Consider the following 19,200-nt stretch of genomic DNA (forward strand, 5'->3'; position numbering starts at 1 on the left):
CTTTCAATGAACAGGTAAATTCATCTTGAAATTTTTGCGCAAGCTAGAACAGAAAGCTGCTAACAATAACTACTGTATTTTCTGTGCTATATTACACGATTAAGCTCATGTTTCTAATCATAGTATAGCATATGTGCGGTGTTTAATTCGCTTATACGAAGGGAACACCTATAAATGATAAAAAATTACGGCAATATACGATAAAGGAGAGGTGCACAAGTGGCAAAAGTATTAATCGTTTATTACAGTGCCTTTGGTCATGTATATGAAATGGGAAAAGCAGTCGCGAAAGGAGCGGGCAAACTTTCTGACACTGAAGTTCGAATGGTGAAAGTGCCAGAGTTTGAAGATGCTAAAGCGGCTATGGCTGAAAATGACGCTTATACTCAATCGCAAAAAGATCAAGAAGCAGTAGAAGAAGCAACCCATGACGACCTGCGTTGGGCAGATGCAATTATCTGGGGGATTCCGACGCGTTACGGAAGTATGCCGGCACAGATGAAACAGTATTTAGATACAGCGGGTAGCCTTTGGATGAACGGGGAACTTGAAGGAAAAGCGACGGCTGTTTTTACAAGCACAGGCTCAATTCACGGCGGCCAGGAAACAACGATCCTTACTTCTCTTGTGAACTTTCTCCACTTCGGCTTAATTTTTGTTGGCCTGCCTTATGGTGAGAATCAGGAGATGCTAACAACTGATGGCATCGGCGGATCACCGTATGGACCTTCAACGGTCGCTGGGCCAGATGGTTCAAATCAGCCGGATGAGCGTGAATTCACAATGGCTGAACGGCTAGGTGAGCGCGTTGCCAATGTGGCAAGCAAGCTGCACGATTAAAAAAGCAACAAATTTTATAAAAAGCCAGGGCGGAAAATGCCCTGGCTTCAGCATGTAGAAAAACTTTCAAGAAAAGCGGAGGCTGAAATCGCTTTTCGGCGGACGCTTGCACCCGCAGGGCACAAGTGCGACATCGGTTTGATCTACGCTAAAGCTTGATCTCACCGTGTCTTCTTAGCCCCCGTCACGGCCTCAACTTCCTCGGCAGAAATTCACTGCCTGCGGGATTTTCGGCTCGTGCTGTTCCTGGTGGCGTCGCCGCCGATGCTCGTCAGCCTTGCGTTATTTGATGGTCATGAATCGTAGAAATTCTTTTGATTAAGCAACATCTACATGAATCAATTTCATCATGACGCTTTATGAGTGATAAAACGAACTATTCACAAATGTAAAAGTGACTGAAACGAAAGGCGGCGACTCCCAGAGGGCCAAGCCCTCGGGAAAGCGTCCGTCGGTAGTGTTGGTCACGTTCATGATTCGGTTTTGTAGGGCAGTCCCGGAGTCCTTAGCAGTAAGCTTTGCGTGAATCTTAGGTTGTGTACTTTGTCGACAGTCTGAAGCCAGGGCGGAAAATGCCCTGGCTTTTTTAGGTGGTATTGTTATTTTGAAAAGACGTGGCTGCCGATCGTAATCGTTTCTGTGCGTGTTGCATTCCAGTTATTTTCGGCAGTTTCCGGGTTGTAGAAAAAGAGTGACCCTTGGCCTTGTCCTTCAAATGCGAGCGCCTCATCCACAGCTTGATAAGAATCAGCATCAGCCTGCGCATAAATGCTGTCGTCAAGTACAGGGCTGAAAGCATAATGGCCGCTCGGTGTGACGTCATAAACGACTCCTCTAATCGAATCAGGGAAGTCATTATCATTGACCCGGTTTAAAACGACAGTGGCCACAGCAACTTTACCGGCGTAAGGTTCGCCGACAGCTTCAGCGTGTACCAGCTGGGCAAGCAGATCGCGCTCCTCATTTGTAATTGTCTCCGGGAGGGCAAGCTGCGTTCCTGGGTGAATCTCGTCATTGGATAAGCCATTTAAGTTTTGTAGATCTTGGACAGAAACACCTTCATCTACAGCGATCGTCCACAGTGAATCACCAGCTTCAACCGTGTAACTCTCGTTTGCAGCGGCGTTTGTACTAAAAGCGATGGTTCCGCAAATGACCGCACTAAGCGCTGCTGCATATGTTTTCATGAATCGAGTCATGCGTTTCCCTCCTGTTATAAAAAGTTTCGAAGCCATCATAGCAGAACCTTTGAAACTATTGGAGCGGGAGTTGTTTCCAATAAAAAAGCGCCTTGGTTTCAAGGCGCTTTTTTCGTAACAGCGTGTAGGCAAACGCTTGAAAAAGCTAAGGCTGACATCGCTTTTCGGCTCACGCTGTTCCTGGTGGCGTCGCCGCCGAGGCTTGTCAGCCTTGCATTATTTGATGGTTATCAATGATTGAGATCCTTTTGATCAAACAACATTTACATGAATCAATTTCATAACGACGCTTAATGAGTGATCAAACGACCCATATACAAATGGAAACGTGACCGAAACGAAAGACGGCGACTCCCAGAGGATCAAGCGCAGCCTGAAGATCCACTTGTTCGAATGGTCTTCGTTCGAACAAGTTAGCTGAAGGCAAGCCCTTGGGAAAGCGTCCGTCTGGAGGGAAGGTCACGTTCATGATTCGGTTATTATCTTAATTCATATGTCAGTCCGGGGTTCGGAGCAGTAAGCTGTGCGTGAATGTTAGGTTTTCTAGTTTGTCGACAGTTTGAGACGAAAAAAACGCCTTGGTTTCAAGGCGCTTTTTTCGTAAATCACTAAATTTACTGGATGGCTTCAGCGGATTCGTATTCATCAGCAGGTGGAGCCTCAACAGCCTCTGTTCCGGTCATATGACCGAAAAGCTGCTCCTGTTCTTCGCCATCAATGACAATTTGGGTATTTTCATAGCCGAATTGCTCCATAATTAAAGCGACCTGATCAAACAGGGCCATCTCTGAACTTGAGCCCATATGGGTTTCGAGCAGTGCTTCGTTGAAAGAAACAATAGCGGTTTCGCCGTCACTTTCAACAGATTGGACTTCAACGTTTTCAGGCAGGGCCTGTACCAATCCGTCCGTTTGTGGTCCGGCGAGCCAAGCGCTCAAGGATTCCACAGGAGCTTCACCTTCATGGTCTGCTGTGATTTCCACTTCTTCGTAGTAGTAATTCATTAGTTCTTCATCAGAGTAATAAAGCTTTACGGTTTCTGTGTAAGCTTCTTCACTTTCTGTTTCCTCTGCAGCTTCTTCATCTGTATCTGCTTCGCCATTTTCCGAGACCCCTTCTTCAGAAGTCTCTTCTTCACCGTTGTCATCATCATCTTCATCTTCATCCTCGTCGGTCAGGTCCGTCTCTTCATCTGCGCCTTCGGTTGTTTCTTCGACTTCGCCGTTTGTAGCAGTACCGTTTTCTTCTGCATCTTCGCCACCTTGACCGCAAGCTGCCAGTGTGAGCGCAGAAGCGGCAATCACGGCTGTACTAAGATGAAATTTTTTCATAACAAGAACCCTTCTTTCCAAACAATTTGTATGTTCTACTTCATAAGACGAGTTTTTCTAACGGAAGTTACAAGAAAAGTTTAGAAAAATTCTTCTAACGTGTCAAAGGGCTTTGTGCTTAAAGTGACTGTCATACCGCCTTTTTGTTCAACACAATAAAAATTCTGAAAAAATCAAAAATATGATTGACGCTAGGTTTAAACTGTTATATAATAGATTCAAATAAACACAAACTGTTTCAAACAGAAAGGATGGATGCTCAATGATGAATCGTCGGGAGCGCGAGAACATGATCACTTTTATTTCAAGAATGCGGGGGTTGCAGGAGCAGAAGTTGATGGTGATGACAGACGCTGAAGTTGAGCATATTTATGAGGCAACGTATCGCGAGCATGAACATACAGAGTAAAGCGAGGCGTTGCAGGTAAAGAATGTAAGAAGAGGCCGCCTATACGGGCGGTCTCTCAGCGTGTAGACAAACCTTTGAAAAAGTGAAGGCTGACGTTGCTTTTCGGCGGACGCTTGCACCCGGAGGGCACAAGTGCGATATCGGTTTGATATGCGCTATCGCTTGATCTTACCGTGTCTTCTTAGCCTCTTGTGCCGCCTCAACTTTTTCGGCAGACAACCGCTGTTTACGGGATTTTCGGCTCGTACTGTTCCCATAGGTGTCGCCGCCGGTGCTCGTCAGCCTTACGTTATTTGATCGTTATAAATGATAGAGACCCATTTGATTAAGCAATATCTACATAATTCAATTTCATAACGACGTTTGATGAAAGATACAACGAGCCATATATCTAAGAAATGTTTGATAAGACTTAAATTGAAGAGTGACCGAAACGAAAGACGGCGACTCCCCGAGGATCAAGCGCAGCCTGAAGATCCACTTGTTCGAATGGTCTTCATTCGAACAAGTTAGCTGAAGGCAAGCCCTCGGGAAAGCGTCCGTTTGGAGGGAAGGTCACGTTCAATATCCCGTTTTTATCTTCTTAATACGGCAGGCTGCGGAGCACGGAGCAATAAGCTGTCCATGAATGTTAGGTTTTGTACTTTGTCGACAGTCTGAGAGACCGCCTATCTGGCCGGTCTCTTTTTTAGCGCCCTTTATTCTATGCTTTTGGGCGCAAAGAAGCCTTATGCTATAATAAACCGAAGTAGAAAGCGTCATTTGTTAATTTTATGAAAAGGTGATGGGTGTGAAGCGACTTTCGAATAAACAATTGTTTATCTTTATTTCTTTTCTTGTCGTCATGTACGGCGTTTTGTACTGGCTGTTCGTTTTTGTCCGGGAAGCCGGCTGAATAACGGAGCCAAACGACAGCTCGCTGGACAAGCGGTGTAAGCTGTCCGAAACTTTCGGGCGGCTTTCTTTTTGTTTAAGGGTGTAACGTTTTAAGTAGAAAAGCGACATAGACAAGGAAGGAGGGCTCGATAGTGCGCGATGAGCGCGAAGAATTCGAGCGCCTGTACGAGGAGTATCATGCAGCGCTGTTTCAGTTTATCTATCATATGTTAAAAGACCGGAGCGCTGCAGAAGAATTGGTACAGGAAGTCTACATTAAAGTGCTGGGGTCTTATCGTACGTTTGAGGGAAAAAGTAAAGAAAAAACATGGTTGTTTTCCATTGCAAGGCACGCAGTCGTTGACTGGGTTCGAAAAGAAAACCGGAAAAAACGGAAGTGGCTCGGCACATTAAGTCCAGTACATAATGAAGAAGTGCGGGACCCGGTGGCGCTGCCTGAAGAGGTGGTACTCGCCAATGAAGATGCTGAGCGTGTCTACCGCCTGCTTGACGGCTGCTCTGAAGCACAGCGGCACGTCTTGATTCTCCGTTATATTGAAGGTTTTAACGTGAAAGAAAGTGCTGAAATTCTTGAATGGAGTGAAAGCAAGGTAAAGACAACCCAGCACAGGGCGATTAAAAAGCTGCAGAAATTACTTGAGCAAGAGGAAGGAGGCGGCAGCGATGGGGAAGTGGACAGATGAAGAAATTAAAGCACATTTACAACAAGTACAGGGGCCTGAAGATCACCGCTCCAAAGATGAGATCTATGAAAGCTTAACACGCCGCCGGCAGAATGAGCCGGTTAAAACGCGGCGTCGTGCCCTTCCCTACGCTGCCGGGGCCGCTGCAGCTGCGCTTTTTATAGGATTGTCAGCTACTTTTGTCATGCTAAGTCCGCAGAATGAAATTGCAGACGAAGGAGAGCGTGAGGAAACACAATCCGAGGACATCACAGGCGCCGGTATTGAGGAAGAACCGGATGTTAGTGAAGAAGGTGACGGATCAGGCGAGACGGATGCGTCGCAGGAATCAGAAGAGGAGCCAGAGCTCGCCCGTGATGAGGAGAGTGCTAGTGAATCTGAAACACAACAGGTAGAAGAGCCGGAAGCGGCCCCGTCACCGGAAGCAGATGAGATTCCGGAAGTACAAGAACCAGTTCCAGAAACTGTTGAGGCTGAAAACACGTGGGGGGTTACAACTGCTTATGATCCTGAGGCCCGCTACGTTATCCCATTTTCTTTTCCGATTTCTGAACAGGATGACGTTTGGGAAGTTATCAATGCTGCAGATGGCTCTGCTCCAGCTGATGCTTTAGGTCTTGAACCGAATCAGCTGGAAGCCTTATCTTTTCAAGAAAATAGCGACGGGGTTGCGATTCAAGTAGAAGAACATTTGCAAAGCTTAAGCAGCAGTGAGAGTGATCTCCTCTACCGGAGTATTCAGGAGATCCTTCGTTTTATGGGCGTTGATGAAGCCTCTGTTATTGATGGTTCGGGCGAAGCAACGGAGCTGGGTGCTTTTGGTGCTGTCGAAACCATTTATGCTGCAGCGCCGGGGGCTTACTTTCTTTATGAGTACGCCCCTGAAGAAGCAGTGTTCTTAACAGCAGCTGCTGCCGGAAGAGACGCACCACCTACAATTGAAGAGGCGGCCGCGAGCTGGGTCGAAGGTGAACAAGCTGATGAAGATCTCCAAGCCCCTGTACCTTCAGCGTTTGCCGCGCCGGAAATTGAAGAGGTTGAAGCACAGCATGTGACGTTTCGGTTTACAACAGAGGAAGAAGTCGAGTTAACTGAGGCTGAAAAAGAAGTGATGATGCAGGCGGTGCAGTTAACTGCCGGGGCTTATGGGTATGACGAGGTCACTTTACGGTTGGAAGATGAGGTGCTGGCAGAAGGAATGCGTGCTTTTGAAGCGCCAAACGAAATCCCACCGCCGGAATCTTAGTAAATTGGTGCATAGGAAGCACTAAAAACGGGTAAACGTATACCGGTATGAGCATATTTTGAATGTGAAATAGGAGGAATGTAAATGATCGGTGAAGTACTGCAAACTAAAAAGCCGTTAGAAGAAGTTGCTGCAAGCGTTGAGGAGGAATTGAAAGCGAATCAATTCGGGGTGCTTTGGCAGCTTGATATTCATGAAAAGCTGACCGAGAAAGAAATTTCTGTGGATGAAAAATATCGGGTGCTTGAAGTTTGTAACCCTGTTGAAGCAAAGTCCATTCTCGACGAAGATCCACGTGCGGTTGCGTTTTTGCCATGTAAAGTTGTACTTTACACAGAGAACGATCATACCTACGTGACGATGCCGCGTCCGACAGCGCTGTTTCACGGTTTTGAATCAGACAAAATTGCGGAAGTGGCTCAGACGGTAGAAGACCGGATGGCAGCATCGTTGAAAAAAGCATTAGCTTAATGAAAAGCTGGGGACTGCCTTTTTGGGGCGGGCCTCAGTTTTTTGATGTAAAAGTCAGAAAATATTCACGAGTAACACGTTTACTTCGTTGACGGTCACACCCCTCCGTGCTATAATTTGACTTGCTGAAATGAAAATCATTCTCACTTATTAATAATAATTCTAAATAATAAACGTAAATGTTCGTTTGGAGGTTAGCACCCATGAGTTTTTTGCAGCTGCAGCAAGTCGGAAAAACCTTTGAAAAGGGTCAAAAAGCCGCCGTCCATGATATGAGTCTTCAGCTTGAAAAAGGGGAGATTTTAACACTGCTCGGTCCAAGTGGTTGTGGAAAAACGACAACGCTTCGTATGATTGCCGGTTTTGAACAGCCGACAGAAGGAACAGTTAAAATTGGCGATCAAGTCGTTTTTGCTAACGGAAAATCAATTCCGCCGGAAAAGCGCGGCATTGGCATGGTATTCCAGGATTACGCATTGTTTCCGCATTTAAACATCGAGAAAAACGTCATGTTCGGTTTGAACAAATGGCGCGTGCGTGAGCGTAAGAAGCGTGCGAAAGAAGTACTTGAGCTTGTTGGGCTCGAAGATTACGCAGCGCGCTTTCCAAACGAGCTCTCTGGTGGTCAGCAGCAGCGTGTTGCTTTAGCACGGGCCTTGGCACCACGGCCGCACGTAGTCTTAATGGATGAGCCATTCAGTAACTTAGACGCAGGTTTACGTGAAAAGATGCGCTTTGAAGTAACAAATATTCTCCGCAAAGCGGAAACAACCGGGATCATTGTTACACACGATCAAAAGGACGCTTTTGCTGTTTCTGACCGCGTTGTTGTCATGAATGAAGGTGAAGTGCAGCAGATTGCAGCGCCGAAGGAAATGTACCGCTGTCCGAAAAACTGCTTTGTTGCACAATTTGTCGGAAAGACGAACTTGCTTGATGGTGAAATGTGCCCGGATTTAAAGCATGTCAACACGCATATTGGTAAAGTTTCACTGCCAGAACAAACGAGTGAAATTATTGAAGATGTAAAAGTATCGATTCGTCCGGAAGGTTGCCGTTTAGCCGAGCAGGGGATGTATTCTGGTCACGTAGAGTACGTCACATACGGAGGCGAGTTTCAGGAGCTTTCTGTCCGTTTGAATAATTCCGGAGCGGAAGCTGAACCGATGATTATATACGCTCCGATCGAGCAGGATGTAGAAGTTGGTGCCGTCGTATCGTTTGATATCACGCCTGAACTTGTTGCGCTTGTCGATTAAAGTGTAAGCAGCTGCATAAACGCGAATTGAAACTGCTCCGGTACGGTGGACCGCCGCAACCGGAGCAGTTTTTTGAGGATGTAATTGAAAAAGGTTATCATTATCATTGACACTGATTATCAATTAGGATAGAATTTAGTTAATTGATAACAGTTCTCAACTAATGCACTGCCTTCTTCAACTAAATGGAGGCACACCTAGACTCCCCCCCTTTGACTGCTTCGGCAAAGTCAGGTGCACTTAAGCCGGGGCAGTTTTTTAAAACTTTAGTTGAAAATCGTTCTCATTTGTAGTTGACATTGATTATCAATGACATTACAATGTATTTGCAGGTTGAAAACAGTTCTCAACAAAACTTTACATAAAATTTCAGGAGGCGACTTTCATGCGTAAATTTAACCGAATGGTACCAGCAACAATGGCTGCAGTTATGGTGACATTAGCTGCTTGTGGTGAGGAAGAGCAAAATGGTGTAGAAGAAAATGGCGGCGATGAAGCTCAGAGCGAAGGCGAAGAAGTAGAAGAAGATGAAGACAATGACGATGGTGAAGCAGTTGATGAAGCCGAACATGACGGAGAGCTTACAGTTTATTCTGCACGTAACGAGACGTTTGTAGATCAGTGGCTCGAAAGCTTTGAAGAAGATACAGGCATTGAAGTTAACGCCTTGCACGCTGATGATAATGCAGTAAACTTGATTCAGGAAGAAAGTGAAAACGTGCAGGCGGATATGTTTATCTCAAATGATATTGGTGCACTTGAATTCTTGCGGATGGAAGGTCTACTACAAGGGTATGAACCTGAAAATGTCGACAGCATCGGTGAAGAATATCGTGCCGAAGATGATTCCTGGGTTGCCCTCTCGGCAAGAACCCGTGCTTTCATGTACAATAAAGATATCGTTGACGAAGAAGATGTGCCAAATAACATCGCAGATCTTGCAAACGATGAATACGAAGGTGAATTTGCAATTACACGCGGTGCGAACGGAAGCATGATTGCTCACGTTTCTGCACTCCGCCAAGAGTGGGGCGATGAAGAAACGAAAGAATGGCTCGGTGATATTTCCGAAAATGCAGGCGCAATTCTATCCGGCCACAGTGATATTCGTGACGTTGTCGGACAAGGTGAATTTGCGTTTGGCCTTGTGAACAATTACTACTATCACCAGCAGCTTGAAGAGCCGGATAATAACAACGTTGGTATTGTATATCCTGACCAGGGCGAAGGTGAAATGGGTGCAGTCTTGAACGCAGCAGGCATCGGTATGATTGAAGGTGCACCAAATGAGGAAAATGCGCAAGTGTTTATGGACTGGGCGCTTGAGGAAGAAAACCAGCGGGAATTCTCTTATGATTCTCTGGAAGTACCAATCAACCCGGATATCGAACCATATGATGAAGCAGCCAGCATTGATGATTATGAAACCCATGACATGCCGCTCCGTGAGCTCGGCGAAGTTTGGGAAGATACACGTGAGCTGATTGAAGATTCGGATATGGACTTGGAAATCCGCTAGAAACAGCATAATCAACGTATGAAGCGGAGTTGAGATCATGAAATGGAGGCAACACGAGAAACAGAAGCATCAAGGTGAACAACAGGCTGGAGACGGACAATCGTCTCCGGCCTCTCGTCGTTTTAAGAAACTTCCTTTCAAAGGCGTTTGGACCTCTCATTGGAATGGTCGTCCGCCAGGTGGTGTGCTGCTCGGGTTTGGCCTCCTTACCGCACTCTTAATGGGCGTGCCGATCTTTTATGTGATCTGGCGTGCGATGTTTGCCGGTGCGGATCGGTGGGAGAACTTAATGGACGGCCGCCTGCTTGATCTTTTATGGAACACCGGCACCTTAATGGTCGCAGTTACCGGGGCTACCCTTGTTTTAGGTGTGTCCCTTGCATGGCTTGTCAGCCGGACCGATTTACCGGGGCGGCGGATGTGGCAGTGGCTGCTTGCCGTGCCGCTTGTGATTCCTCCGTATGTGGGAGCGGCGGCTTATATAATTGTGGCTGGTCCGGTCGGGTGGCTCGCCGGCTTCTTTGATCCTGGTGAGTATCCACTTGATATTTACTCTTTTGCCGGTGTCTTTTTCGTTCTTACAATTTTTACGTTTCCATATGTCTTTTTAATTACGATGGCCTCTTTGCGAAAGATGAATCGCAATTATGAAGAGGTGGCAAGGTCGCAAGGTTTGAGCACATCACAAATTTTTTGGAAAGTGAATGTTCCATTTCTTCGCCCTGCAATGGGGGCAGGTGCGATCCTTGTTTCTTTATACGTGTTGTCAGACTTTGGAGCTATTGCAATGATGCGTTATACAACGTTCACTGCTGCGATTTACTATCAGATGGGTAGTTACGACAATCTATCTGCAACTGTATTAAGTGTGGTACTAATTGCTTTAACACTTGTTGTGCTTTGGATTGAGTCTAGAACGAGGAAGAAGCAGAAGTATTATCAAACCGCAAACTCGTTTATGCCGCCTGATACGTTAGCACTTGGGAAGTGGAAGCTGCCGGCGCTTATGTATGTAATCGGGGTGTTCTTCTTCGCTGTTGTTCTACCGATGATCGTGCTTGTTTACTGGTCAAGTATTGGTATTGCTGAAGGTGCGCTAGATAGTGATTTTTGGGAGTACACTTGGAACAGCATTCTTGTATCGGGCATGGCAGCACTCATTTGTATGGTGCTTGCGGTACCGGTTATTTACTTAAAATCCCGCTATCCGTCACCGATCACTTCTTTTATTGATAAATTAAGCTACTCCGGCTATGCCCTGCCAGGTGTAATTGTTGCGCTTGGGATTATTTATTTCTTTAATGAATACATCCCGGCTTTGTATAATACGTACTACTTGATTGCGATCGCTTTTGTTGTACGGTTTTTACCACAAGCAATGCAGTCGGGCGAGGCTTCGCTCAGTCTTGTTTCGCCACGGATTGATGAAGCGGCTCGGAGCCTTGGACAGCCACCGTGGAAAGCGATGTTTAAAGTTGTGCTTCCTTCAATTTTACCGGGAGTACTTGCAGGAGGGGCGCTTGTTTTTGTAAGTGCAATTAAAGAGCTGCCGGCCACCCTGCTTTTAAGGCCGCCTGGTTTTGATACATTGGCTGTGCGTATCTGGGTTGATACGAACGAAGCGTTTTATCACTTAGCGGCACCGGCGGCATTGATCATAATTATAATATCGCTCATCCCTCTCCGCTTTTTATTGAAAAAGTATTGAGTGGTAGTTAAAGCTTAAAGAACCCCAGCTTGCGGACGATAAAAAAGTTCGCAAGCTGGGGTTTTGTGTGCTTGAAAGAGTTATGGAGAGATCGTTCTAAAGCAGAAACTGGTTAATAACCCCAAGCAGAATGATGATAATAAACGCGAATCCGAGAGCGTTTTTTACGATCTGACTGTTCATACGAAAACGCCGTTTTTTCCAACGGTTTGGATCAAAACCGACTTCGTTTTCATCAACCGGCCGGCGTCTTGCCTGCATGTAAGGCGGGGTTGCGTTTTTCAGCACAGGAGGTCCAAGTGCAAACCCTGCAATTAAACCAAAAATGTGAGCGTAAACGTTAATGTGAGTGCTTAAGAATGTGGATATTAATCCGATTCCTAAAATAACGATGACGACTTGTGAGCTGCCGGGGTCAATTAAATCTTTACGCTGTAAAATCATATATAAATACAAACCGAGCAGACCGTAAATTGCTCCAGAAGCACCAAGGTGCGCATATGCTAAAGGAGCAAGGTAAAACGTAGCTACATTGGCAAGAATACCAATGGCTAAATAGCCGAAAATGAACTTAAACTTACCGAGCATGCGCTCCAGGGCAGGGCCGAACAACACGAGCGCAAAGGTATTAAACAAAAAGTGCATTAAGTCTGTATGCATAAACACTGGAGTGACAAGCCGCCAGTACTCCCCTTGTGCCACAAATAGATTAACACCGAGGCCAACTTCATAAATCCAATCTCCAAGCGGAAAAAAAGGGATATTCATAAAAATAAATAAAAGCAGATGGATGACCGCAATGGTAAATACGACAGGGTAATTCCGGCGGAAAGAGCTAAATGTTTCGTTCCGGATAAACAGGGTGGTAACCTCCTTATAATCATAGCTTTTATAAGCTAGAAGCAGCCGGTGAATGATCATAGGCGAACTAAGCCTGCAATTCATCGGCAATCACTGTATACTAAAAATAACTAAGATGTTTTTATCCTATCATATGTCAGCAGAAAGCGGCACTAGAAAGGAGATTTGATTAAGATGATCGAGGGTATTGGGGTTGATATCGTAGACATCGCCCGGATTGAAGCGGCAGTAAAACGGCAGCCGCGGTTTGCCCGCCGTATTTTAACAGAAACAGAATTTGCAACGTTTGAACAAAGTCAAAGCCGCCGCGGTTTAGAATTTTTAGCTGGTCGGTTTGCGCTGAAAGAAGCTGTAGCTAAAGCGTGGGGGACAGGGATTTCGGACATGCTAAGCTGGCAGGATATTGAAACGAGCCGAAATGAACGTGGGAAGCCGGAAGTTCGCGTTAAAGGTGCAGAGCAAAGCCGGGTTCACGCATCACTTTCACATACAGACGAGCAGGTCGTTGCTTACGTCATTGTAGAAGAAGAGGTATAGCAGCTCGTCTGCATAATTAGAAACAAGCATACATACATTGCTAGTGCGGTTAGGAGGGGCCTGACTTGCGAGTGGTAACTGGAAGTGAGATGAGAGATTTAGATCAATGGACGATGCAGGACTTTGGCATGCCTGGCGAAATGTTAATGGAAAATGCCGGGCGGGCTGCAGCTGGCCGGATGTTGACGCGATTGACTTTAGACGAACGTGTGATTGTGTTGTGTGGTTCCGGCAATAACGGTGGTGATGGCTTTGTGATTGCACGCTGTCTGTACGAAGCCGGGATTTGTCCAGAAGTGTGGCTGATCCCTGAGGAAAACCGCTTGTCCGGGGAAGCGAAGTTTCATTATGGCCTTCTCCTGCAATGCGGTATTCAAGTTAACAGCGTACAAGCAGGTGGAAAACGGTGCGAGGATGTGATTGCTGCAGCAGATGTCGTCATTGATGCGATGCTTGGTACCGGAGTGAGTGGAGAGCTTCGCGAGCCGTATGCCTCATTAGTAGCAGCCTGTAATGAAACAGCTGCGCGAGTAGAGGCTGTTGATATTCCTTCAGGTTTGCCGGCAGATGAAGGGGTTATGTGGCATACAGCTGTTCAAGCGGATTTTACAGTTGTACTTGCAGCATACAAAGAGAGCAGCTTCCTCCCGCGTACCGCGCCATTTTACGGGGAAATAGAGGTCGTTTCGATTGGTCTTCCGCCGGGAACTTATGATTTGTTGAAGTATGAACGCCGCCTCTGGCAAAGAGTAGATGTGCAAACAACCTTGCCGGTACGCTCAGCTGAGGATTATAAGAGCACATACGGCAAGGGTTTAATTGTCGGCGGTTCGGAAACGATGCCGGGAGCTCCGCTGCTTGCCGGCGAAGCTGCTTTAAAAAGCGGCACCGGCCTGCTGACGCTTGCTCTGCCAGCGAGTTTTACTTCTGCAGCGGCATCGCGCCTCCCTGAAGCGATGCTGCAGCCGTTTTCTGAAGGAGTGCGGCTAAGTGCAGATGTGACGAAGTTTGATGCGGCGGCCTGCGGTCCAGGTCTCGGTCGTGATGAAGCGGCTGCTCACCTTGTGCAGCATCTAATTTATAAGACAGACGGTGTGCTTATACTTGATGCCGATGCGCTTCATATCCTTCGACCGTCAGAGTTGAAAAGCCGCCGGAAGCCGACCGTTTTAACTCCGCATGCCGGGGAACTGGCCGCATTAACCGGGCTTTCAGTCGAAGAAGTACTGCAAGCCCCGTTTCAAACGTCCTTTAATTTTGCCACTGCTTATGGTGTGTATGTAGTTATGAAAGGTGCGCACACGATCACTTCGACCCCGGACGGCCGGCAGTTTGTCAATCCGACAGGAAATGCCGTGCTCGCCCGCGGCGGCACAGGTGATGTGCTTACCGGGATGGTGCTTGCTTTTACAATGAGTCATACGACTTTAGATGCTGCAGTTGCAAACGCCGTTTACCTGCATGGTGCTGCCGCAGATGCACTTGCTGTAACGGTGCCACCGCACGCAGTGAAAACGTCCGATGTTATTTCAGCGCTGCCGCTTGCATTTCAGTCTGTTGAATCTACAGACTGACAGCCCCCTCCTTTGTCGTGACTTTACTGACAGAGGAGCGATCCATGGTGCGAAAAACAGGCTGGTTGTTGATTGCCGCGATGGTCTTACTGCTTGCCGCCTGTGGGGAGAAGACGCAGGAGGAGGTTGTTGAGGATTTAGAAGAGACGCTGCAAGGTCTTGATTCGTATAAGGCCGAAGCTGTTATGGTGCTTGAAACCGGCCAGGAGCCGCGGGAATATGATGTGAATGTATGGCATGAAAAAACGGATAGCAATCAATACTACCGGGTTGAACTAAAGAATGAAAACGAAGAGCAGAACCAGCTGATTCTTAGAAATGATGACGGTGTGTTCGTTTTGACACCTGCATTAAATAAGCGCTTTCGCTTCCAGAGCGACTGGCCAAACAATAATAGCCAGGTGTATTTGTACGAATCTTTAGTGTCAGATATTTTAATGGATGCCGAGCGTACATTTGCAATTGAAGAAGATCAGTATGTATTTGAAACAAAAACGCATTACCAAAATAATAACTTGCACAGCCAGGACATCAAAATGAGTGCCGATGATTTATCGCCGGCGAGTGTGCAAATTTATGACCCGGATGATCAACCACTTGTTACTGTTGAATTTTCTTCATTTGAAACCGATGTATCTTTTGAGGATGGGGCTTTTGAAATGGAAAGAAACATGACAGAAGCTGAAGCGGAAGACGTAGCGGCGTCTGCAGATGAAGTAGAAAGTGGCAGCGAAGACTTTGAAGTACACATGCCGCTGTACGAACCGCAGGGAACAACTTTGGAAGACTCTGAGGAACGTATGGGGACAACTGGGAAAAAGGCGGTGCTGTCTTACGGCGGTGAGATGCCATTTACCATCGTTCAGCAGGCAGCTGATGTGGTAGAAACTTCAGCACCAGTTGTTTATGAAGAAGGTCAGCCGGTGGATTTAGGATATGCCCACGGGGTTTATACCGGCGAAGCATTACACTGGACGTATGAAGGGATCGAGTATATGATTGCCGGCGATGAAATGCCGGTGGAAGAAATGGAAGCTGTAGCGCGGTCGATGACCGGGACTCATGCGAAGTAGGTCTTTATAAAAGCCTTGAGAACTAGAAGGGTTCTCAAGGCTTTCTTCTGATTGACAGGAAAGTGGTTCGCTACAATAATCAATAAAGGAGAGGAGTTGCAGCTGATGGCATTTATTACGACATCTTATAGAGATACATGGGTTGAAGTAGACTTAAGTGCAGTAGCATCCAATGTAGCGCGCATAAACGATATTTACCAGGATCAAGCAGCTTTGATGGCGGTCGTTAAAGCAGATGGCTATGGTCATGGAGCGGTGAAAGTGGCAGAAACAGCATTGGCAAATGGAGCTAAGTGGCTCGGGGTAGCTATTTTAGATGAAGCCTTTGAGCTGCGTGATGCAGGGATTGAAGCGCCGATTTTAGTCCTTGGGCGGACAAGGCCGGAAGATGCTAAAGCAGCAGCTGATGCAGGGGTGTCTTTAACAATCTGGGAAAAAACATGGCTTGATGAAGCAGCAAAAGTTTTAAAGGAACAGCCAGTGCATATACATATCAAGGTTGATACCGGCATGGGTCGTGTCGGTGTAACTACGGCAGATGAAGCAGTTCAACTTGCCTGCGCATTAACCCGTCTTGACCAGTTCGTATATGAAGGGGTTATGACGCATTTTGCAACCGCGGATGAAGTTGAAACGGCTTACTTTGAAGGACAGCATGAAAAATTTCAAACGACACTGCAGCAGCTTGAAGCAGAGGCTGGGCTCCCGCCGGTGGTGCACAGCGCAAATAGTGCGACAGCGCTTCGTTTTCCGGAGCACTGTACACCTTTATTTCGTTATGGGATCTCTATGTATGGGCTGCTGCCATCGGATGATATTGAACATGAACTTCCGTTTCCGTTAGAACGGGCGATGTCTCTACACAGCAGGTTGACGCAGGTGAAAGTGCCTGCAGCAGATGAAGGGGTCAGTTATGGTGCTTCTTATAGAACGAGTGGTGATGAGTGGATTGGCACTGTGCCGATCGGTTACGGTGATGGCTGGGTGCGCTATCACGGCCACGAAACGAGCGAAGTTCTCGTCAACGGACAAAGGTGTCCAATTGTTGGCAAGGTTTGTATGGACCAAATGATGATTCGTCTTCCGAATGAAGCTGCAATCGGAGATCAAGTAACGCTCATTGGCAGACAGGGGCAGGAGGAAATTACCATACAGGAGACAGCCAGCAGGCTCGGAACAATCAGTTATGAGATCCCCTGTATGCTTGGTCAGAGAATTCCGCGCTGTTATAAGTAATAAAAAATTTCATGTCTTGATTTGTAGAAATAACAAAGAATTTTGAGAAAGAAATTAAGTTCTCCCGGTGTGCCTGAAGTTTTTTTGTTCTGTATGCCTTGTTATAGCTGGAATTTATTTTGTGTATATGAGCAAAGAAGATTTTGCAAAATGAGACACTGAATGCTATGATGACAAGAGAATGTTTGAGAACGGTAAGGCTTTTCGTTGGAGGTGGACCATTTGGCACACGACCGCGTAACGGAGATTAAAGTCAATCTTCCAGAGGAGCTGTTACGAGAAATGGACGGCATTATTTATGAGTACAACTTAAACCGGGATGACTTTATTTGTCAGGCAGCAGAAACTTATCTTCATGAGAGAGAAAAGACTGAGCTTCAAACTTTAATGCAGCAAGGCTACATGGAGATGGCCAATATTAACTTAAATATTGCAGCTGAGTCCTTTGTTGCCGAAGAAGAAGCAGGGTCTACGCTGAACCATCGACTCGTCAGCGGTGTTTAAATTTACGTCCGGATTTTTATTTATTTTATTATGTTTACTGTCACCGTTACAGAGGGTAAGTCCAAAGAGTTGCTCCAGGATTTTAAGGGAGCAACTTTTTTTGTCAAATTATAGCGAGAGAACACATCTGTTTGATTGCGCCACACGAGCAGACATGAAATAATAGAGATGATTGTTTTAGCTCGTCGAATTTTATATAAGCTTCAAGATAGATGTAACTTGCAGGCTGGAGGTATTTATGGAACCATCCATTATTGATTTTATTTATAAGCGAAAGCAGTTGTTGGTTGAAAAGTGGCTTGAAGAAGTTGAAAGTGTCACACAAGACTCTGCTATAACTAGGATTCCCGAAGATATATATAGTGAAACAAACCGGGAATTTATTGATGTCATTGTGAACACTTTACATGTTTCTCCGGAAGAGGCAAAAGAGCGCTTGCGCAGCTTTGTTGAGCGTTTGATTCATATCGGGTGGCCGCTCAGCTATTTCACCCGCGGTCTACAGGCTTTTCGCAGAGTTATCTTAGAAGAGATGAAAGAAAACACGCAAGCTGAACAAGCATTTTCCACATTTGGAGAAGTTGAAAACTGGATCGATGGCATTGTAAATCAACTCGTTGATGAGTATACCGGTTCCTGGGAAAACACGTTGAACCTGCAAAAACTGGCCTTGAAAGAGTTGTCTGCCCCGCTCATCCCTGTATTCTCCCACATTAGTGTTATGCCGCTGATCGGAACAATAGATACAGAACGAGCAAAGTTAATTATGGAAAACCTGCTTGAAGGCATTATTGAGCACCGCTCCCAAGTTGTACTCATTGATATCACAGGTGTGCCTGTCGTGGATACAATGGTAGCTCACCATATAATTCAAGCAGCAGAAGCTGTGCGTTTAGTTGGTGCTGAGTGTATTTTGGTCGGCATCCGTCCGGAAATTGCCCAGACAATTGTGAACTTAGGGATTGATTTAGGGAAGTTTCCAACGAAGAGCACGTTGCGCAAAGGCATTGAATCAGGTCTTGAGGTTACAAATAAAAAGATTGTAGAAATTGAATAAACGAGATCAAGGGGGGAGCCGATAATGAGAGTACCAATTTTAAAACTGCACAACTACCTTCTCATCTCGGTGCAGGTCGAACTCGATGATCAAACAGCGCTTCAGTTCCAGGAAGACCTATTAAGCAAGATTCATAAAGAGGGGTCGACTGGTGTTGTGATTGATTTAACTTCTGTTGAAATGATCGATTCTTTCATCGCAAAAGTGCTGGGAGAAGTTGTCGAAATGTCCAACTTGATGGGGGCCAAAGTAGTCCTCACAGGCATTCAGCCGGCAGTTGCGATTACATTGATTGATATGGGTATCAAACTTGAAGAAGTACCGACAGCGCTTGACCTTGAGCAGGGACTTGAGAAACTCCAACAGGAATTGGAGGGGTAAGATGAGCAGCCAATCCTGTGTAGAAGTTCATACAGAATGGGGCATTGTATCAGCTCGTCAAGCTGGTAGAAATAAAGCAAAAGAAATCGGCTTCGGAAACGTGGACCAAGCACGGATTACAACCGCGATTTCAGAGCTGGCAAGAAATATTTACCTTTACGCAGAAAAAGGTGAAATCTGCATTGGCGAAGTCAGCGAGATGGGCGGTGCAGGCGTAAAAAAAGGGTTACAAATCACAGCTAAAGATGTAGGACCGGGCATTGATAATATTCGTGAAGTAATGGCGGATGGATTTACGACTTCAGGTGGTTTAGGGGCCGGTCTTCCGGGTGTGAAACGATTAATGGACCACTTCGATATTGAATCAACGTCGGGAGAAGGCACGACGATTACTGCAATTAAGTGGCTCCGGTAG

The 19,200-nt window shown here is 46.2% G+C and carries 19 protein-coding genes; 16 read left to right on the forward strand and 3 right to left on the reverse strand.

The window, feature by feature from the left end; all coding sequences use genetic code 11:
- Positions 1-219: 219 nt before the first annotated feature.
- Entirely contained in the window at positions 220-840 is a 621-nt protein-coding gene (gene wrbA, locus B0H94_RS13095) for an NAD(P)H:quinone oxidoreductase (protein WP_106589727.1), read from the forward strand.
- Between the two features lie 599 nt (positions 841-1,439).
- On the opposite strand, the gene B0H94_RS13100 is transcribed toward wrbA, so the two are convergent.
- Positions 1,440-2,039, reverse strand: a complete 600-nt coding sequence (locus B0H94_RS13100) for a cell wall hydrolase (protein ID WP_245894033.1) — start codon at positions 2,037-2,039, stop codon at positions 1,440-1,442.
- A 614-nt stretch (positions 2,040-2,653) separates the two neighbouring features.
- Positions 2,654-3,370, reverse strand: coding sequence for a GerMN domain-containing protein (locus B0H94_RS13105; RefSeq protein WP_106589728.1), 717 nt, complete (start codon positions 3,368-3,370; stop codon positions 2,654-2,656).
- Between the two features lie 262 nt (positions 3,371-3,632).
- On the opposite strand from B0H94_RS13105, the gene B0H94_RS13110 reads away from it, so the two are divergent.
- The 7 genes from B0H94_RS13110 to B0H94_RS13140 all read left to right on the forward strand — a co-directional run bounded on the left by B0H94_RS13110 (position 3,633) and on the right by B0H94_RS13140 (position 11,562).
- Entirely contained in the window at positions 3,633-3,779 is a 147-nt protein-coding gene (locus tag B0H94_RS13110; RefSeq protein WP_181315409.1) for a BH0509 family protein, read from the forward strand.
- 1,028 nt (positions 3,780-4,807) lie between these two features.
- The gene (locus B0H94_RS13115; RefSeq protein WP_106589729.1) at positions 4,808-5,359 is read left to right on the forward strand and encodes an RNA polymerase sigma factor SigX; all 552 of its coding nucleotides are present in this window, start codon (positions 4,808-4,810) and stop codon (positions 5,357-5,359) included.
- The gene (locus B0H94_RS13120) at positions 5,340-6,605 is read left to right on the forward strand and encodes a hypothetical protein (RefSeq protein WP_106589730.1); all 1,266 of its coding nucleotides are present in this window, start codon (positions 5,340-5,342) and stop codon (positions 6,603-6,605) included. Before B0H94_RS13115 ends, B0H94_RS13120 begins: the two co-directional genes overlap by 20 nt.
- Before the next feature lie 84 nt (positions 6,606-6,689).
- Entirely contained in the window at positions 6,690-7,076 is a 387-nt protein-coding gene (locus B0H94_RS13125; RefSeq protein WP_106589731.1) for a DUF302 domain-containing protein, read from the forward strand.
- 203 nt (positions 7,077-7,279) lie between these two features.
- Positions 7,280-8,335 carry an ABC transporter ATP-binding protein gene (locus B0H94_RS13130; protein ID WP_106589732.1) on the forward strand — a complete coding sequence of 352 codons (1,056 nt, stop codon included), beginning with the start codon at positions 7,280-7,282 and terminating at the stop codon, positions 8,333-8,335.
- A gap of 385 nt (positions 8,336-8,720) precedes the next feature.
- Positions 8,721-9,854 (forward strand): extracellular solute-binding protein, encoded by a 1,134-nt coding sequence (locus B0H94_RS13135; RefSeq protein WP_106589733.1) that lies wholly within the window; start codon positions 8,721-8,723, stop codon positions 9,852-9,854.
- Between the two features lie 37 nt (positions 9,855-9,891).
- On the forward strand, positions 9,892-11,562 hold the full coding sequence (locus B0H94_RS13140; protein ID WP_106589734.1) for an ABC transporter permease: 1,671 nt from the start codon (positions 9,892-9,894) through the stop codon (positions 11,560-11,562).
- A gap of 96 nt (positions 11,563-11,658) precedes the next feature.
- On the opposite strand, the gene B0H94_RS13145 is transcribed toward B0H94_RS13140, so the two are convergent.
- Complete coding sequence (locus B0H94_RS13145; protein ID WP_245894035.1) at positions 11,659-12,483, reverse strand: rhomboid family intramembrane serine protease; 825 nt, start codon at positions 12,481-12,483, stop codon at positions 11,659-11,661.
- A gap of 114 nt (positions 12,484-12,597) precedes the next feature.
- Here B0H94_RS13145 and acpS point away from each other — a divergent pair, with 114 nt between their 5' ends.
- From acpS to B0H94_RS13185, 8 genes are all read left to right on the forward strand, one after another.
- Positions 12,598-12,960, forward strand: a complete 363-nt coding sequence (gene acpS, locus B0H94_RS13150) for a holo-ACP synthase (protein ID WP_106589735.1) — start codon at positions 12,598-12,600, stop codon at positions 12,958-12,960.
- A 71-nt stretch (positions 12,961-13,031) separates the two neighbouring features.
- The gene (locus B0H94_RS13155) at positions 13,032-14,534 is read left to right on the forward strand and encodes an NAD(P)H-hydrate dehydratase (protein WP_245894039.1); all 1,503 of its coding nucleotides are present in this window, start codon (positions 13,032-13,034) and stop codon (positions 14,532-14,534) included.
- Between the two features lie 44 nt (positions 14,535-14,578).
- Entirely contained in the window at positions 14,579-15,607 is a 1,029-nt protein-coding gene (locus tag B0H94_RS13160; RefSeq protein ID WP_345789049.1) for a LolA family protein, read from the forward strand.
- A 105-nt stretch (positions 15,608-15,712) separates the two neighbouring features.
- The gene (gene alr / locus B0H94_RS13165; protein WP_181315410.1) at positions 15,713-16,843 is read left to right on the forward strand and encodes an alanine racemase; all 1,131 of its coding nucleotides are present in this window, start codon (positions 15,713-15,715) and stop codon (positions 16,841-16,843) included.
- Between the two features lie 213 nt (positions 16,844-17,056).
- Complete coding sequence (locus tag B0H94_RS13170) at positions 17,057-17,347, forward strand: CopG family ribbon-helix-helix protein (protein ID WP_427909957.1); 291 nt, start codon at positions 17,057-17,059, stop codon at positions 17,345-17,347.
- Positions 17,348-17,585: 238 nt separating this feature from the next.
- On the forward strand, positions 17,586-18,404 hold the full coding sequence (locus tag B0H94_RS13175; protein WP_106589737.1) for an STAS domain-containing protein: 819 nt from the start codon (positions 17,586-17,588) through the stop codon (positions 18,402-18,404).
- Between the two features lie 24 nt (positions 18,405-18,428).
- Positions 18,429-18,785 carry an STAS domain-containing protein gene (locus tag B0H94_RS13180; RefSeq protein ID WP_106589738.1) on the forward strand — a complete coding sequence of 119 codons (357 nt, stop codon included), beginning with the start codon at positions 18,429-18,431 and terminating at the stop codon, positions 18,783-18,785.
- A gap of 1 nt (position 18,786) precedes the next feature.
- Positions 18,787-19,200: an anti-sigma regulatory factor gene (locus B0H94_RS13185; protein WP_106589739.1), complete on the forward strand. Its 414-nt coding sequence runs from the start codon at positions 18,787-18,789 to the stop codon at positions 19,198-19,200.

Source organism: Salsuginibacillus halophilus, assembly GCF_003014715.1.
GTDB lineage: Bacteria > Bacillota > Bacilli > Bacillales > Marinococcaceae > Salsuginibacillus > Salsuginibacillus halophilus.

Coding starts and splice junctions, on each gene's coding strand:
- B0H94_RS13185 (WP_106589739.1), top strand. CDS start 18,787: ATGAGCAGCCAATCCTGTGTAGAAGTTCATACAGAATGGGGCATTGTA.
- acpS (WP_106589735.1), top strand. CDS start 12,598: ATGATCGAGGGTATTGGGGTTGATATCGTAGACATCGCCCGGATTGAA.
- B0H94_RS13100 (WP_245894033.1), bottom strand. CDS start 2,039: ATGACTCGATTCATGAAAACATATGCAGCAGCGCTTAGTGCGGTCATT.
- B0H94_RS13160 (WP_345789049.1), top strand. CDS start 14,579: ATGGTGCGAAAAACAGGCTGGTTGTTGATTGCCGCGATGGTCTTACTG.
- alr (WP_181315410.1), top strand. CDS start 15,713: ATGGCATTTATTACGACATCTTATAGAGATACATGGGTTGAAGTAGAC.
- B0H94_RS13175 (WP_106589737.1), top strand. CDS start 17,586: ATGGAACCATCCATTATTGATTTTATTTATAAGCGAAAGCAGTTGTTG.
- B0H94_RS13130 (WP_106589732.1), top strand. CDS start 7,280: ATGAGTTTTTTGCAGCTGCAGCAAGTCGGAAAAACCTTTGAAAAGGGT.
- B0H94_RS13145 (WP_245894035.1), bottom strand. CDS start 12,483: ATGATCATTCACCGGCTGCTTCTAGCTTATAAAAGCTATGATTATAAG.
- B0H94_RS13120 (WP_106589730.1), top strand. CDS start 5,340: ATGGGGAAGTGGACAGATGAAGAAATTAAAGCACATTTACAACAAGTA.
- B0H94_RS13140 (WP_106589734.1), top strand. CDS start 9,892: ATGAAATGGAGGCAACACGAGAAACAGAAGCATCAAGGTGAACAACAG.
- B0H94_RS13135 (WP_106589733.1), top strand. CDS start 8,721: ATGCGTAAATTTAACCGAATGGTACCAGCAACAATGGCTGCAGTTATG.
- B0H94_RS13110 (WP_181315409.1), top strand. CDS start 3,633: ATGATGAATCGTCGGGAGCGCGAGAACATGATCACTTTTATTTCAAGA.
- B0H94_RS13105 (WP_106589728.1), bottom strand. CDS start 3,370: ATGAAAAAATTTCATCTTAGTACAGCCGTGATTGCCGCTTCTGCGCTC.
- B0H94_RS13125 (WP_106589731.1), top strand. CDS start 6,690: ATGATCGGTGAAGTACTGCAAACTAAAAAGCCGTTAGAAGAAGTTGCT.
- B0H94_RS13180 (WP_106589738.1), top strand. CDS start 18,429: ATGAGAGTACCAATTTTAAAACTGCACAACTACCTTCTCATCTCGGTG.